This window comes from Chloroflexus sp., assembly GCF_049970315.1.
Lineage (GTDB): Bacteria > Chloroflexota > Chloroflexia > Chloroflexales > Chloroflexaceae > Chloroflexus.
This window is the reverse complement of the sequence record NZ_JBMFNE010000007.1, coordinates 53,844-68,264: the sequence shown is the minus strand read 5'-3', so window position 1 is coordinate 68,264 and position 14,421 is coordinate 53,844. Positions and strand designations below refer to the sequence as shown.

12 protein-coding genes are annotated in these 14,421 nt (G+C 56.5%); 3 read left to right on the top strand and 9 right to left on the bottom strand.

Annotated features, from left to right (window positions below; translation table 11 throughout):
- Nucleotides 1-29: 29 nt before the first annotated feature.
- The 8 genes from ACP5OT_RS06970 to ACP5OT_RS06935 all read right to left on the bottom strand — a co-directional run bounded on the left by ACP5OT_RS06970 (nucleotide 30) and on the right by ACP5OT_RS06935 (nucleotide 9,366).
- Complete coding sequence (locus ACP5OT_RS06970; RefSeq protein WP_428131773.1) at nucleotides 30-1,325, bottom strand: efflux RND transporter periplasmic adaptor subunit; 1,296 nt, start codon at nucleotides 1,323-1,325, stop codon at nucleotides 30-32.
- A 10-nt stretch (nucleotides 1,326-1,335) separates the two neighbouring features.
- The gene (locus ACP5OT_RS06965; protein ID WP_424677505.1) at nucleotides 1,336-1,596 is read right to left on the bottom strand and encodes a hypothetical protein; all 261 of its coding nucleotides are present in this window, start codon (nucleotides 1,594-1,596) and stop codon (nucleotides 1,336-1,338) included.
- Nucleotides 1,597-1,609: 13 nt separating this feature from the next.
- The gene (locus tag ACP5OT_RS06960) at nucleotides 1,610-2,287 is read right to left on the bottom strand and encodes an ABC transporter ATP-binding protein (RefSeq protein WP_424677506.1); all 678 of its coding nucleotides are present in this window, start codon (nucleotides 2,285-2,287) and stop codon (nucleotides 1,610-1,612) included.
- 465 nt (nucleotides 2,288-2,752) lie between these two features.
- Nucleotides 2,753-4,933, bottom strand: coding sequence for an SF1B family DNA helicase RecD2 (gene recD2 / locus ACP5OT_RS06955; RefSeq protein WP_424677507.1), 2,181 nt, complete (start codon nucleotides 4,931-4,933; stop codon nucleotides 2,753-2,755).
- Nucleotides 4,934-5,189: 256 nt separating this feature from the next.
- The gene (locus ACP5OT_RS06950) at nucleotides 5,190-6,158 is read right to left on the bottom strand and encodes a 2-hydroxyacid dehydrogenase (protein WP_428131725.1); all 969 of its coding nucleotides are present in this window, start codon (nucleotides 6,156-6,158) and stop codon (nucleotides 5,190-5,192) included.
- Nucleotides 6,159-6,233: 75 nt separating this feature from the next.
- Complete coding sequence (locus ACP5OT_RS06945; RefSeq protein ID WP_424677509.1) at nucleotides 6,234-6,929, bottom strand: LutC/YkgG family protein; 696 nt, start codon at nucleotides 6,927-6,929, stop codon at nucleotides 6,234-6,236.
- Between the two features lie 196 nt (nucleotides 6,930-7,125).
- The gene (locus ACP5OT_RS06940; protein WP_424676501.1) at nucleotides 7,126-8,544 is read right to left on the bottom strand and encodes a LutB/LldF family L-lactate oxidation iron-sulfur protein; all 1,419 of its coding nucleotides are present in this window, start codon (nucleotides 8,542-8,544) and stop codon (nucleotides 7,126-7,128) included.
- 81 nt (nucleotides 8,545-8,625) lie between these two features.
- Nucleotides 8,626-9,366, bottom strand: coding sequence for a (Fe-S)-binding protein (locus ACP5OT_RS06935; protein WP_424676502.1), 741 nt, complete (start codon nucleotides 9,364-9,366; stop codon nucleotides 8,626-8,628).
- A 177-nt stretch (nucleotides 9,367-9,543) separates the two neighbouring features.
- On the opposite strand from ACP5OT_RS06935, the gene typA reads away from it, so the two are divergent.
- The 3 genes from typA to ACP5OT_RS06920 all read left to right on the top strand — a co-directional run bounded on the left by typA (nucleotide 9,544) and on the right by ACP5OT_RS06920 (nucleotide 13,359).
- A complete protein-coding gene (gene typA, locus ACP5OT_RS06930; RefSeq protein ID WP_424676503.1) occupies nucleotides 9,544-11,385 on the top strand; it encodes a translational GTPase TypA in 1,842 nt (613 codons plus the stop codon).
- A gap of 234 nt (nucleotides 11,386-11,619) precedes the next feature.
- Complete coding sequence (locus ACP5OT_RS06925; RefSeq protein ID WP_424676504.1) at nucleotides 11,620-12,564, top strand: sigma-70 family RNA polymerase sigma factor; 945 nt, start codon at nucleotides 11,620-11,622, stop codon at nucleotides 12,562-12,564.
- 402 nt (nucleotides 12,565-12,966) lie between these two features.
- Nucleotides 12,967-13,359 (top strand): hypothetical protein, encoded by a 393-nt coding sequence (locus ACP5OT_RS06920; RefSeq protein WP_428131721.1) that lies wholly within the window; start codon nucleotides 12,967-12,969, stop codon nucleotides 13,357-13,359.
- A gap of 493 nt (nucleotides 13,360-13,852) precedes the next feature.
- On the opposite strand, the gene ACP5OT_RS06915 is transcribed toward ACP5OT_RS06920, so the two are convergent.
- Complete coding sequence (locus tag ACP5OT_RS06915; protein ID WP_428111062.1) at nucleotides 13,853-14,227, bottom strand: PaaI family thioesterase; 375 nt, start codon at nucleotides 14,225-14,227, stop codon at nucleotides 13,853-13,855.
- Between the last annotated feature and the right edge of the window lie 194 nt (nucleotides 14,228-14,421).

The following is a 14,421-nucleotide window of genomic DNA, read 5'->3' as shown; positions in this document are numbered from 1 at the left end:
ACGGCCGTGCTGCCGTGCGGCTGTACAAATTATGGTCCATTGAAGGTTATCACCGCAGTCATGTTCCAGTGCAGGCGTGGATCGGTCTGTGTCAATTCTATTGTTGCTGCATATACTACCTCACCCAGCCGTTCGGCGCCGTAGGGTTCGATGGCGAGCACACGGCCCGGCAATGTGACGCCGGGCAAGGCATCGAATGTTATCTTTACCATTGTGCCCGGTGCTATGCGCATCGCATCGATTTCGTTGAGATCGATGGTTTCAATGCGCCATGCACTGAGATCGCCGAGCAGCAGTGCCAGCGCAGTAGGTGTCGCTAGTTCGCCAAGACGCAGTTCGAGACGAGCAACGGTGCCGGCAAATGGTGCGCGCAAGGTCAGTTTGTCGAGTTCGAGGCGAGCTTGGGCAAGTGCCGCTTCAGCAGCGGCTACTTCGGCTTGAGCTAAAGCTACCTCTTCTTCCCGTGGGGCAGCATTGACCTGCGTCGCTTGGGCTTGCGCCAAAGCAAGTTGTGCAGCGGCGACGGCCAGTTGTGCTTGGCGCGGATCGCCGCGCAAACGGGCTAGCGTCGCTTCAGCGGCGGCAATGCGGGTATCAATCGCAGTCAGTTTATCGGCGGCCGGTGGTGATAGTAACGCAGCCAACCGCGCTTCGGCTTCACGTAAGCGCGCTTCGGCAGCAGCTATGCCCTCGATCTCGGCTTGTGCTGCCTGCTCGGCATTGATCCGGGCTTGCGCCAACGCGACCTCAGCGTTCTGCATTGCGTGCAGCGCAGCAGCTTCGGCGTCAATGCGTGCCTGTGATAGCTCATCTTCACCTAAACGTTGCTTCAGCTCTTCGTTTTCCCAATGGATGCGACTGTAATCAGCTTGACGATCGCGCAATACGTTGGCCGCTTGTTCCACCGCTAATTGAGCATTGACTTTCGCTGCGGCTAGCGCGCTGCGTTGAGCGGCGAGATTGGCGGCTGCCTGATCACGCGCTGCTTGGGCCTGAGCGACTACTTCCGGATCGGCGCCGGCCAGCAGTTCGGCGCGAGCGGCCTTGGCTTCGGCCAATTGGGCTAACACGGCCTTCTCATCAGGCGCAGCAACTGACAGCGCCACCTGCGTCGCTTGAGCGGCAGCGACTTGTACGGTAGCTTCAGCGACTGCCCGTGTTTCCGGCGCAGCACCGGCCAGAAGTTGGGCATAGCGGGCCTGCGCGCGGGCGAGATTGGCTTCGGCTTGCTGCACGGCCAACCGTTGCGCCCGATCATCGAGCTGGACCAATACCTGTCCGGCGTTCACCTGCTCGCCTTCGGCTACCAAGATTGCACTGACCATCCCACTACGCTCAAAACGCAACTGTTCCAAAACCGCGCCAACCGTAACCAACAACAAAAATTGCACTGACCATCCCACTACGCTCAAAACGCAACCATGCGTATTGCAGCGGTACAACACGCCCTTCAACACTGACCGGCGGTACGACAGTGTCGCCGGTGGGAATAGGGGGTGGAGCAGACTGCGCTCCCGGCCCGTTGGGTCCAAAGATCGCATAGGCACCACCCGCGATTAAGATGACGGCAATCAAAGGAATAATGAGCTTGCGCATATCAGCTCGCCTTTCAACCCACAATCTGACCATCGGCCACCAGCACCGTCCGCCCAGCCCGCCGGGCCAACTCGCTATCGTGCGTCACCATCACAATCGTCGTGCCGAGACCGGCCACCTCAACGAACAACTCAAACACCGCTTCAGCAGTCTGCGAATCGAGATTGCCGGTCGGCTCGTCGGCCACCAGCAGCGGCGGGTTATTAGCTAATGCGCGCGCAATCGCCACACGCTGCTGCTGCCCGCCTGACAAGGCTTGCGGCAACTTCTCGGCTTGATCGGCCAGCCCCACCCGCTCGAGCAATGCTAATGCCCGCGCACGCCGTTCGCGCGGTGTGCCGAGATGGGCAAAATCCATCGGCAACATCACATTTTCCAACGCGGTGAGGGTCGGCAAGAGCTGAAAAAACTGGAAGACGATTCCGACCGTGCGTCCGCGCCACGCCGCCATCTGCGCGGCGGGCATACGCATCAAATCGGCCCCGGCCACCAACACCTCGCCGCTGCTGGCCCGGTCAATCCCGGTGATAACGTTGAGCAAGGTTGATTTGCCGCTGCCCGATTTGCCCACAATCGCGACAAACTCACCCGGCTCGATGCGCAGATCGATCCCGCGCAGGGCCAGATAGTCGCCAGCGGCGGTGGCATAGGCTTTGGTGACGGATGAGAGCAAGATCAGTGGTTGGTTCATAGGTTTTGTGTGTTTATATCGTTGATGTTGGTTAGGGCCGATGGCACAGGGGATTTCCAATATTCTCTGCGACCCTTCGCACCCTTAGCGTCTTTGCGTGTACTATCTTTGCGTCTTTGCTCCCTTGGCGTCACGGCAGACGGACAACCGTCCATCGCTACTGCCTATTTACCCCCTTGGCGTCTTTGCGTTGACCGGTGGCTACAATAGATTGTCGGCAGTATAGCACTTGTTGATTGATCGGTCAATCAATAAATTGCATGCTTCGGTGAAGGATTGTTAGCGGTGAGGTAACGCAACAAACGCTCACGCAAAGGCGCAAAAAACGCAAAGGCGCAAAAAACGCAAAGGCGCGAAGAACGCAAAGGCGCAAAAAACGCAAAGGCGCAAAAAACGCAAAGGCGCGAAGAACGCAAAGGTGCAGCGCGCCCGCCGTGCGAGAGCAGGGACCGGAGGTTGAGAGCGCTACGGCCCCATCCGCAAACGCACACTCAACCCGGTGTAACGACGTTCGACTTCAGCGGCTGCGATGGCGGCTGCGACGGCACGTTGCTCACCCACGATAACCACTAACTGTCGTGCCCGAGTGACAGCGGTATACAGCAGGTTTCGGCGGAGGAGAGGCCGGTGTTGGAGTAAAAACGGTACTACCACCACCGGATATTCACTGCCCTGGCTTTTGTGAACGCTGAGCGCGTAAGCGAGCGCAAGATCGTCGAGATCGATGCCACTGTAGCGGATGATACGCCCATCTTCAAACCGCACGACGATGATCTGTTCTTGAGGATGAATGGCAATCACTTCGCCGGTGTCGCCGTTGTAAACATCGCGCTCGTAGTCGTTGCGCTGTTGAATGACGCGGTCACCGACCCGAAAGACGGTATCACCACGGTGATATTCGGCGACGCCGGGACGCGATGGATTGAGCGCGGCTTGCAGCGCGGCATTGAGTGCGGCTACACCGGCAACCCCTTTATGGGTTGGACTGAGTACTTGAATGTCGCGTCGCGGGTCATACCCGAACCGGCGTGGGATGCGTTCCACGACCAGCTCAACGGTGAGCTTGGCGCAACGCTCGGGGGTCTCGGCAGCGAAGAAATAGAAGTCATCGTATGCTTTCCAGTCCGGTAATAGACCTTCGTTGATACGTCGCGCATTGGTCGCAATGCCGCTACCGTCAGCTTGGCGGAAGATGGCGTCGAGATGGATCCGCGGCACTATGCCACTGTCAATCAGATCGCCAAGGACACGACCTGGCCCGACACTCGGCAGTTGGTCGGCGTCACCGACGATGAGAAGGTGTGTGTCGGGTTGTACCGCTTTTAGTAGTTGATTGGCCAGTACTACGTCGAGCATACTCGCTTCGTCAATGACCAGCAGATCGCATTCGAGCGGGTATTCGGCATTCCGACGAAATGAACCGTCAGCGCCATATTCCAACAGCCGGTGGATGGTGCGCGCTTCGATCCCGGTGGCTTCACTCAACCGACGGGCAGCCCGTCCGGTTGGTGCGGCCAGTAACGAGCGGTAGCCATGGGCGAGAAGTAAGATCACGAGCGCGCGCAAGCTGGTGGTTTTGCCGGTGCCCGGTCCGCCGGTGAGGAGCATTACCGGTGTCGTTAACGCGGTGCGCACCGCTTGCTGTTGCAGAGGACTGAGCTGCAAGCCCCGCCGTTCGGCGAGATGGGCAAAGACTTTTTCCCATCGACTAGAGGCGTAGCGTTCAGCCAGTGCTGTGCGCTGTACCAGGAAACGACGGATCGCGTTCGCGACACCGATTTCGGCAAATGCTAACGGTGGGAGGTAAATCGGCTGGAGATCCGGATCGGTAGCGGTGACGACCGTATCGCGCCACAACAGGTTGTTCGCCAACAATGTGTCAAGCATCGTCACCACCTGCGCCTGCGACACCGTCAGGAGTGCAGCGGCACGCTCGATTAATTCTAGCCGGGGCAGATAACAGTGCCCTGCATTGGAAGCTTGACCCAAAGCATAGCGCAACCCAGCCGCAATCCGGCGTGGGTCGTCGCGGGCAATGCCGAGACCGGCGGCGATGGTGTCGACGGTACGAAACCCCACTCCATCGACTTCATCTGCCAACCGATACGGCTCGTGTTGGACAATACTCAGTGCATCATCACCGTAATGCTTGTAGATACGTACCGCGACCCCGGTCGGCAAACCAAAGTCTTGCAAGAGGAGCATCAGGTCTTTGATCCGCTGTTGCACTCGCCATGCCTCGGCGATCAATGCTGCCTTCTTACGCCCCAAACCCGGTACTTCGCTTAGCCGTTCTGGTTCGCGGTCGAGCACATCGAGTGTGTACTTACCAAATGTTTCGGTGATGCGTTTCGCCATCGCCGGACCCACCCCTTTGATCAACCCACTCCCCAAATACCGGCGAATACCGTCAATCGTAGCAGGGAGACGGCTCCGGTAGGTCTGCACACTAAACTGACGTCCATGGGTTGGGTGATTACGCCACTCACCTTCGAGGATCAGGTGCTCGCCGGGTCGAACACCAAGCAGTTTACCGACAATAGTGACAGTACAACGTTTACCGGTTGGGCGTAATCGCGCAACGGTGTAACCGTCGCTCTCACTCTGAAAGGTGATCCGTTCGAGGATGCCATCAAGTTGCGGCATAGCGTTCGATCTGCATTTGTGTCACTTGCTGCGTTATTTTTATCTTACCGGAAATATGGAGACGCATCATGTACTGCTGATGAGCATCGGTACTGCGCCGACCAGCCCGCTCCAGCACACACACCTTTGGGGAGATGATGGAACAGCGCGCAAAATGTTACACACCGACAAAGAGTAGCACGTGCAGCTTGCCCCAACGAGCAAATCGTTCGCGATCTAACAGGGGAGCAGGTATCGCCAGAGTACTTACCGCTCCCTATCTGACGACGTGCGGCGTAGCACGCCCACTCAATACCGTCACCAGATTCTCGGCGGCGAGGGTGGCCATACGCACGCGGGTCGCGATACTCGCACTACCGATGTGGGGAGTGAGTACCACGTTCGGCAAGACAAGCAGCGGGTGATCCGGTCCGATTGGCTCGCGCTCAAAGACATCGAGACCGGCGGCCCACGGACGACCGGCGCGCAGCGCAGCGACCAGCTCATCTTCGCGCACAAGCGGTCCACGGGCGACATTCACAAAAATGCTGGTCGGTTTCATCAGCGCAAACTGAGCGGCCCCAAACATACCGCGCGTCTCATCGGTGAGCGGCGCCGTGACCACCACCACATCACTCTCGGCTAGGAGATCATTCAGTGGACGATATTCAGCCCCCAACTCGGCGGCAAGGGTAGGGTTAGACCGACGATTGTAGTAGATCAACCGCATACCAAAGCCACGTCCGCGTCGCAGCACGGCCTGCCCGATACGGCCCGCACCGACCACACCGAGTGTACGACCATAGACATCTTGCCCGACCATTTGCAGCGGGTACCAAGGACCCCACTCACCGCGCTCGATCAGTTTGTGGCCCTCCACGACGCGACGGGCCGCAGCTAACAACAACGCCCACGCCAGATCGGCGGTAGTTTCGGTCAGTACATCAGGCGTATGAGTAAGTGTAATCCCACGCGCCGCCAGCGCTGCGCGGTCAATGTTGTCATAGCCAACCGCCATGATCGACACGGCGCGCAAACGCGGCGCCGCAGCGATAACTTCGGCGTCGATACGGTCGGTGATCAGGCAGAGTAGCCCTTCAGCAGCAGCAACCCTATGCAACAACTCGTCACGCGGGATGGGCGTCTCAACTTGGTCCCACCACGAGACAGTGCAGTGTTCGGCGAGGATTGCCATCGCCGGATCGGGTAACTGACGAGTGACAAAGATAGGCGGTTTTATCTTCATTGTCTTGAATTGTCAAATACAAGATAACCACATGCACATCGCGCTTCACGAGCGCTTACCGCTGCCTATGTGACATTAATTCTCCACCACAATCACATGAATCTGTGGCGGGCCATGAATACCGAGCGAGAGTGTCATCTCGATATCAGCGGTGCGTGAGGGTCCGGTGATGAAGGTCAGATTACTCGTTGGTCCAAAGATATCACTGCCATAGCGTTGCGCCAACAGGGCTAGCGCCTCACCAAGACCGCGCACCACTTGGTGTCGAAACACAACGGCAATATGGCATGGCGCCAACAACGAAGCAATACGTGGTCTACCGGGACCGTGACGCAAGAGCAGTGTACCGCTCTCGGCAATCACTAACTCCGCTCCCGACAAACAGACTGGGATCGGTTCTAGCTCTTGGAAACGGTCCTTGCGCCCTTCACCACGCACATCAGCCACAGCCGGCTTCACACCACGTGCGGTCAACAATTCAAGCAAGCCGGGAAGACCTATCTGGTCGAGATCCCAGCCGATCACACTCGTCGCCTGCGTCTCTTCGATCAAGCGGTCAACAATCGCTAACGCTGCATCAGCACTCCCTACCCGGTATGCCTTGCCCTCAAGCTTGGTTAGTTCATCGATAAACTGACCAACAAGATCATCTTGTGCCGGCAACACAAAAGGTGGTGGTTCGTGCGGCATTCGTTCAGCTTCAGCCAACAGCCAAGGCCGGCTGACGTTGAGACTGGTGCGCAGGTTTGCTAGAATCTGTTCGCGGCTCATAGTCATTCCTCTGCGCCTTTGCGTTACCCCCTCTGCGCCTTTGCGTTACCCCTCTGCGCCTTTGCGTTACCCCTCTGCGCCTTTGCGTTACCCCTCTGCGCCTTTGCGTTACTCCCTCTGCGCCTTTGCGTTACCCCCTCTGCGCCTTTGCGTTACTCCCTCTGCGCCTTTGCGTTACCCCCTCTGCGCCTTTGCGTTATCCGTTGCGTGCTCGTTTCTTCCGCTCGGCCCACAACTCACGGAACGACTTAGGCGGTAGCGCCGGAAAATCGCGCTCTTTCGTCCACAAATGGAGCGGCGGCGGCAAACGACGGAAACGTCCCTTACGGGCCAGGATACGGCTAAAGAAGCGACCCGCCTTACCGGCAGTGTCATAGATCGCCGGATGGGTCATCGTCATGGTATAACCGGTAATCGCTGCCTTCTCAACCGGATTGAACTTACCGGCTTTAACAGCATCAGCACGATGACGGAGTAACATATCGGGAATGGCAATCCGCACCGGACAGACTTCCTGACACGCCCCGCACAGCGAGCTAGCCTGCGGCAACAGATAGGCATCAGGTAAATCGGGTTGCAACAATGGAGTCAGAATCGCACCAATCGGGCCGGAATAGACACCGCCATACGCATGACCACCAATCGCCTGATACACCGGACAAGCGTTCAGACAAGCCCCACAGCGAATGCAGAGCAGCGACTCGGCGTACTGCCCACCCAAAATCCGCGACCGACCATTGTCGAGTAAGACAAGATGAAACTCTTCGGGACCATCCTCCTCACCGGGGCGCGCCGGGCCACTGATCAAGCTGGTATAGACACTCAGCTTTTGGCCGGTAGCCGAGCGAGCCAACACTTGCAACATCACCCCAAGATCGGCGAGCCGAGCGACGATCCGCTCGATACCCATAATCGCTACATGAATACGTGGTACCGTAGTTGAGAGGCGTGCATTCCCCTCATTTTCAACTATCACAATGGCACCGCTGTCGGCTACGCCAAAATTCACACCACTGATCCCCATATCAGCCTGCAAAAAGCGCTGACGCAGCGCCTGCCGGGCCGTGCGAATCATCGGCGGCACCTCATTGGTCGGCAACATACCGAGATGCTGCTGAAACAGCTCACTCACCTGCTCGCGGGTTTTGTGAATGGCGGGCGCAATGATGTGCGATGGTGTTTCGCCGGCAAGCTGAATAATGTACTCGCCAAGATCGGTCTCGACTACCTCGAAACCGGCATGTTCGAGGGCCTCGTTAAGATGAATCTCTTCGGAGGCCATCGATTTTGATTTCACAATGCTGCGTACCCCACGAGCGCGGGCCAGTTCAACGATGTAGCGCCGGGCCTCTTCGCCATCACTCGCCCAACACACATGACCACCGCGCGCTTCAACATTGGCGGCCAACTGCGGCAACAACTCATCGAGATGGGCCAGCGCGTAGGCTCGGATAGCGCGCGCCTGATCACGTAACCGATCAGGATCACAGAGTGCGCCGATCGCGCCGGCTCGGTTGCCGATAAAGCGTGTCGTTGCGCGGTGTAGCGCCGTCTGCAACGAATCATCGTGCAGGGCGTGATCAACGCGGTCGTAAAAGGCTATCGTTTGCGGCATAGCGGTATCTTCTAGACGATACGATATTCCAGAATAACTAACGAGTGGCCATTTCGCGATGAGGGCACGAATTCGCCGAGGTTACCGAGCATCTACCATGTTCGCCAACACTTCGGCCAAATGACGAGCGCGGATTGGACTGTTGCGACGCGATAAACCACCGGCAATTTGGGTCATACACGATACATCACCGGTCACGACCAGATCGGCTTCGGTAGCAGCAATCGCCTTGATCTTGTGGTCGAGCATTGCCGCCGAGATACTATGCTGCTTAACGGCAAACAGACCGCCAAACCCACAACATTGGTCACAGCCGGGGAGAGGAACCACTTCAGCCCCTTGGACATGACCGAGTAACGTGCGTGCCTGCGCACCAAGACCGAGGAAGCGCAACCCATGGCACGCATCGTGGTAGGTAATGCGACCGTTGAAGCGCGCACCGGTATCGGTGACCCCCAACACATCAACCAGGTACTCACTGAGTTCGTAGGTGCGATGGGCCAAGTCTGCGGCCATTCCGGCAAATGGAGTGTGCGCAAACAGCTCGTGGTAGAGATGACGAATCATCGCTGCACATGAACCTGATGGCAGCACCACATCACCTTTACCGCGCAGCACCTCAAGCGTGCGACCGGCCACGGTGTAAGCGTCATCACGAAAGCCGGCATTAAACGCCATTTGACCACAACACAGCAAATTGGACGGTACCTCAACGGTGACCCCGTGTTGCTCGAGCAACTCGGCGGCAGCCAGGCCTACAGTCGGGTATAGTTGATCGACAATACAGGTTGCAAATAACACAGCACGACGGCCGGTAGTCACGGTCTCGTCTCCTTTGGGGTTGAAAGAGCAATGGTGATGGTATTATACCAAGTATTTGATGTGATAGAGCGAGGCATACCTCACCCTAACGTGCTATAATAGAGATAATCCTATTGCGCTCAGGTTCAACCTGAGCGTTTTTCACGCCGCTCGGCGGCCCACATCACGGAACAAGGTATGATACAGCGCACCGATCTGCGAAATATTGCAATTATCGCTCACGTTGATCACGGAAAGACGACACTCGTTGATGCCATGCTCAAGCAGAGCCGCATCTTCCGCCAAAATCAGCAAGTGGAAGAGCGCGTGCTCGACAGTAATGCACTCGAACGTGAGCGAGGTATTACCATTCTCGCCAAAAATACCGCCGTCACGTATCGCGGTGTCAAGATTAATATCGTAGATACACCCGGTCACGCCGACTTCGGTGGTGAGGTCGAACGGGTGATGAACATGGTAGATGGCGTCTTGTTGCTCGTCGATGCCGTCGATGGCCCGATGCCACAAACTAAATTCGTTTTGCGTAAAGCATTGCAAGCCGGCCATCAGGCAATCGTGGTTGTCAACAAGATCGACCGACCACAGGCTCGCCCCAACCATGTCGTCAACGAAACGTTTGACCTGTTTGTTGATTTGGGTGCTACCGATGAACAGGCCGAGTTCGCAACCATCTATACCAACGCACTCCTCGGTCACGCCGGGCGCTCACCGCTTAAGTTACACGATTCGCTCGAACCGCTCTTCGAGTGCATTCTCGACCGTATTCCACCACCGACGGTTGATGTTGAGGGGCCGGTACAGTTTCTCGTCACCACCAGTACCTACGACGAGTACAAGGGCAAGATTCTGACCGGGCGCTTGGTGCGGGGCACCATCCGCAAAGGTCAACCGTTGGTGCGCATCGCCCGCGATGGTACCATCACACCGGCCAAAGTAAGTCAAATCTTCATCTATAACGGGCTTGAACAGCAAGAGGTTGAACAGGCCCAAGCCGGTGACATCATCGCCATTGCCGGCATTCCTGACGCCGCCATCGGCGACACTATTGCCGATGCCCAGGCCCCCGAAGCGCTCCCACCGATCAAGGTCGAAGAGCCAACGGTCCGTATGACCTTCGGTGTCAATACCAGCCCCTTTGCTGGAGGCGAAGGCACCTACGTCACCTCGCGCAAGCTGCGTGAACGCCTATTCCAAGAGATGGAACGCGATGTAGCGCTGCGGGTAGAAGAGACCGAAAGCCCTGACGTATTTGTCGTCGCCGGAAGAGGCGAGCTACATCTCGGTATCTTGATTGAGACGATGCGCCGCGAGGGATACGAGTTTCAGGTCTCGAAACCGGAAGTCATTTTCCGGGAAGCAGCCGATGGTACCCGGCTCGAACCGATGGAGCTGGTCGAGATCGAGGTGGCGAGCGAGTATCAGGGCGTTGTGGTCGAGTTGATGGGTAAGCGGCAGGGTCAGATGCGCGATATGCGCATCAGCGAAGATGGCTCAGTGCATTACGTCTATCTCGTACCGACGCGCGGCCTGCTCGGCTTCCGCCAGCTCTTCCTCACCGCCACCCGCGGCACCGGGATTATGAATAGCATCTTCTTCGGATACGAGCCGTTTGTCGGCGAAATCGAGGTACGAACCAACGGCAGCCTGATCGCCGCCGAAAGCGGAGTTGCGACAACCTACGCCATCCACGCCTTGCAAGACCGCGGCGTCTTCTTTATCACTCCCGGCCAAGCGGTCTACGAAGGAATGGTGGTTGGTCAGCACATCCGCGATAACGACCTCGAAGTGAACGTCTGTAAAGAGAAACACCTTACGAATATGCGCAATAATCGCGGCGCCGAAACGATACGGCTCGACGCACCGCGCCAGCTCTCGCTCGATGATGCGATTGAGTACATCGGCGACGACGAGCTGGTTGAGGTGACACCCAAAGGCTGGCGTATTCGGAAGAAGTTGCTCAGTGCCGACGACCGACGCCGTGAGAAGAAGCGTCGCGAACTCGCGATGAGCGAGCGCTAAAATCCTTATCTTCTTCTCATTTTTCTTTAACCTTCTCTTTAAGCTACCCGCCGATACTATGTTTCGGCGGGTAGTGGATTTGCTCCTATGATTCCGCTACTCACAAACCACATCCTCCGCGGCTGAATCCTACTGCCGTCGGGAACCGCAGGGGTCAGAACGAGCGTCTCATCGATAACCTCGGCGGTTCACATTACAGGTACCGGAGCATTCACCGGTACTCAAGGAGGTACAATGAGTAACCCCACCACAATTGGTCGTAGCGCATCTGATACGATTGTGCTCTATCTGAATGAAATCGGGGCAGAGCCGTTACTAACCTTCGAGCAAGAGCAGCAGTTGGCCCAGACGATTGCCCAAGGGCGACGTGCCGCCGAACGCTTGACCAATGAGCCGTCGTTGCCCAGCGCCGAAAAAAAGCGGCTCGCCGCACAAGTTGCTGCCGGTGATCAAGCGCGCGCGCAACTGATCAACTCAAACTTACGCTTGGTAGTAAGTATTGCTCGTCGCTATCAAGGCCACGGTCTCGCCCTGCTTGATCTGATCCAAGAGGGCAGCGTTGGCTTAATGCGAGCGGTTGATAAATTTGATGCTAGCCGCGGCCTGAAATTTTCGACCTACGCGACCTATTGGATCCGGCAGAGTATTGGACGAGCGATTGCCGACCATAGCCGTACCGTGCGTTTGCCGGTACATTTAGGCGAACGACTCAGTCGTCTTGCGCGCCTACGCCAAGAGCTGACCCAACAACTCGACCGCGAACCGACGCTGGAAGAGCTAGCGAACGCCGCCGGTCTGAGCGTCGAGCAAGTTGAGCGTGCCGAACAAGCCGGACTAGCACCGACCTCGCTCGACGAAGCGCATACTGAAGACGGTGGCGGCGCGCTGTCCGAGATACTCACCGATCCTTTGCAACCAACGCCGTTCGATGAGGTCAGTGAGAGTATGTTACAGGCCGATGTACAAGCCGCCCTCAGCCAGCTCTCGCCGCGTGAACGCAACATCTTGCGTTTGCGGTATGGGCTTGACGGTGAGCCAACACATACGCTGGAACAGATCGGTCAGCGATTACACCTTACCCGTGAGCGAGTGCGCCAGTTGGAGTGCGAGGCGTTGCGTAAACTGCGTGATCCGTCGCTCTATCCACAATTACAGGGGTATGTAAACGATACAATTTAGCAATCACCTGTCTGAGCCATCATTACTCAACGGCTCTTCCTCAGATTGTGGAAGAGCAGTTTGATATTTTCGCACCATAACAACACTTTCATCAGCACAAGGAAATATTGCCCTGCGCATGAGAAAGCATCGCATGTTACAACCAATACGAAACAGAGAGACTACCTGCTTTAGAGGGAACACAAAGTGCGAATCATCCAACCGGTCGATCAACAACTCTGGTGGGAAATAGCCCGCGCTTGTCCGTAAGCAACCTTCTTTCATACCCCACGCTGGGCAGAGATTGCTTGCCGACTTAATCAAACGGTACGTGATCGTACCATCGCTGCCATCTTTGCCAACGGTACGCGCGCAGTATTGCCGTTACTCGAAATTCGGTGCTATGGCCCTTTTGCTGCCCTGATGTCAATCTTTGAAGGTTGTTACGGCGGTATCATCGCCGATGGTCCGGTTGATACACGTGACGCCGACCGTCTGTATCGGCAGGTTTACCGCTGGAACATTAGCAATTTTTACTATCTTGCCAATCCGATTGCCCCGCCAGAGACCATCGACACCACCTACCGGTTTGGTGACGAAATAGCCCACGTTTTCCATTTGGACGGTGATTTTGATACGATCTTTATCCACTTTGATAAAAGCGCTCGTACCAACTACCGACGCAATATACGCGAAGGGGTACGTATCCGCCGCGCGACATCACCTGTCGATTACGAAGCCTATTATCTTGCCTATCGTGATGCCGTGCAACGGTGGGGTACGACCATACGTATGGCTATTCGTGGGAGTTGTTAAGCAGGTTGTTTGCATTGGAACGCCAATACCCACACGAGATAGCACTCTGGGTCGTAGAACTCGACGGTGTGGTGGTAGGTGGAACGGTCGCGTTTTATTGGAATTGGAACCAGCATGTGACCGCGTGGCACGGTAACTCGTGAGGCGCTCAAGCGGCGGGCGATGGTCGTGCTAGATGTCGAGATTGCACGTGACGCCGCAGCACGTGGCTTCCGCTACTATGACCTCAACACGAGTGCATCGAGGGAGTGATGCAGTACAAGCGAACCTTTGCCACAACCGATTACGTTATCGCCCGTTGTCGCTACCGCAGTCCTTTGCTCAAACCGCTCGTTGCATCGAAACATCGCCTCCAACCCTATTCATTCCATAGCGAGTACACCACGGCGTGCTCTGGGTTACCTACCACCAACAATTCGTAGAGGTATGAACCGTACTGCGGTGCGGTACACGCCGAGTGCTGCACGGCAGTGCGGTGCTACTGGAGGCCTATCTACATCTGCGACACGTGCATGGCAAACATTGTCGCCTGCATAATCGCAATTGTTGTGCGTCGGTCACCATTAATTGCGACCGCCTCACCGGTACAGACGCTAAATGTGCGTCCAGAACGTATAACTCGTCCCGTCGCCACAAAACGGCTCCCCTGCGCCGGACTAACGAAGTTAACCTTGAACTCAACGGTCAAAACTTCGCGATCGGCAGGCATCAATGTGAGCGCTGCATACCCACAGGCACTATCGAGTAGACTGGCAATGACACCGCCGTGTACATAGCCATGTTGCTGTCCGTAGGCCGGATTGAACGGAATGGTGATGGACAACTCACCAGGACGGATGTGCTCAATGGCAGCGTTCAGGGCATGCATCAAACCTTGCCGGGCAAAACTGGCCGCACGCGCAGTTCCCAATCAGGTGTTTGGGGATGAAACATAGATATTGCGCTCTATAAACTTGTTTGATGCTTTGCAATAATTATACCAAAACAAAGTCGGCTAAAAGACCAAGACGGCGGTATCTTTGTTGTTAACAATACAGTTGCATAAAGAACAGTATTGTGGTA

What these genes read in the sequence shown, in the direction of transcription:
- ACP5OT_RS06920 (WP_428131721.1), top strand. Translation starts at nt 12,967, where the DNA reads ATGTCAATCTTTGAAGGTTGTTACGGCGGTATCATCGCCGATGGTCCG.
- ACP5OT_RS06945 (WP_424677509.1), bottom strand. Translation starts at nt 6,929, where the DNA reads ATGAGCCGCGAACAGATTCTAGCAAACCTGCGCACCAGTCTCAACGTC.
- ACP5OT_RS06915 (WP_428111062.1), bottom strand. Translation starts at nt 14,227, where the DNA reads ATGCATGCCCTGAACGCTGCCATTGAGCACATCCGTCCTGGTGAGTTG.
- ACP5OT_RS06960 (WP_424677506.1), bottom strand. Translation starts at nt 2,287, where the DNA reads ATGAACCAACCACTGATCTTGCTCTCATCCGTCACCAAAGCCTATGCC.
- ACP5OT_RS06965 (WP_424677505.1), bottom strand. Translation starts at nt 1,596, where the DNA reads ATGCGCAAGCTCATTATTCCTTTGATTGCCGTCATCTTAATCGCGGGT.
- ACP5OT_RS06950 (WP_428131725.1), bottom strand. Translation starts at nt 6,158, where the DNA reads ATGAAGATAAAACCGCCTATCTTTGTCACTCGTCAGTTACCCGATCCG.
- ACP5OT_RS06940 (WP_424676501.1), bottom strand. Translation starts at nt 8,544, where the DNA reads ATGCCGCAAACGATAGCCTTTTACGACCGCGTTGATCACGCCCTGCAC.
- typA (WP_424676503.1), top strand. Translation starts at nt 9,544, where the DNA reads ATGATACAGCGCACCGATCTGCGAAATATTGCAATTATCGCTCACGTT.
- recD2 (WP_424677507.1), bottom strand. Translation starts at nt 4,933, where the DNA reads ATGCCGCAACTTGATGGCATCCTCGAACGGATCACCTTTCAGAGTGAG.
- ACP5OT_RS06925 (WP_424676504.1), top strand. Translation starts at nt 11,620, where the DNA reads ATGAGTAACCCCACCACAATTGGTCGTAGCGCATCTGATACGATTGTG.
- ACP5OT_RS06970 (WP_428131773.1), bottom strand. Translation starts at nt 1,325, where the DNA reads ATGGTCAGTGCAATCTTGGTAGCCGAAGGCGAGCAGGTGAACGCCGGA.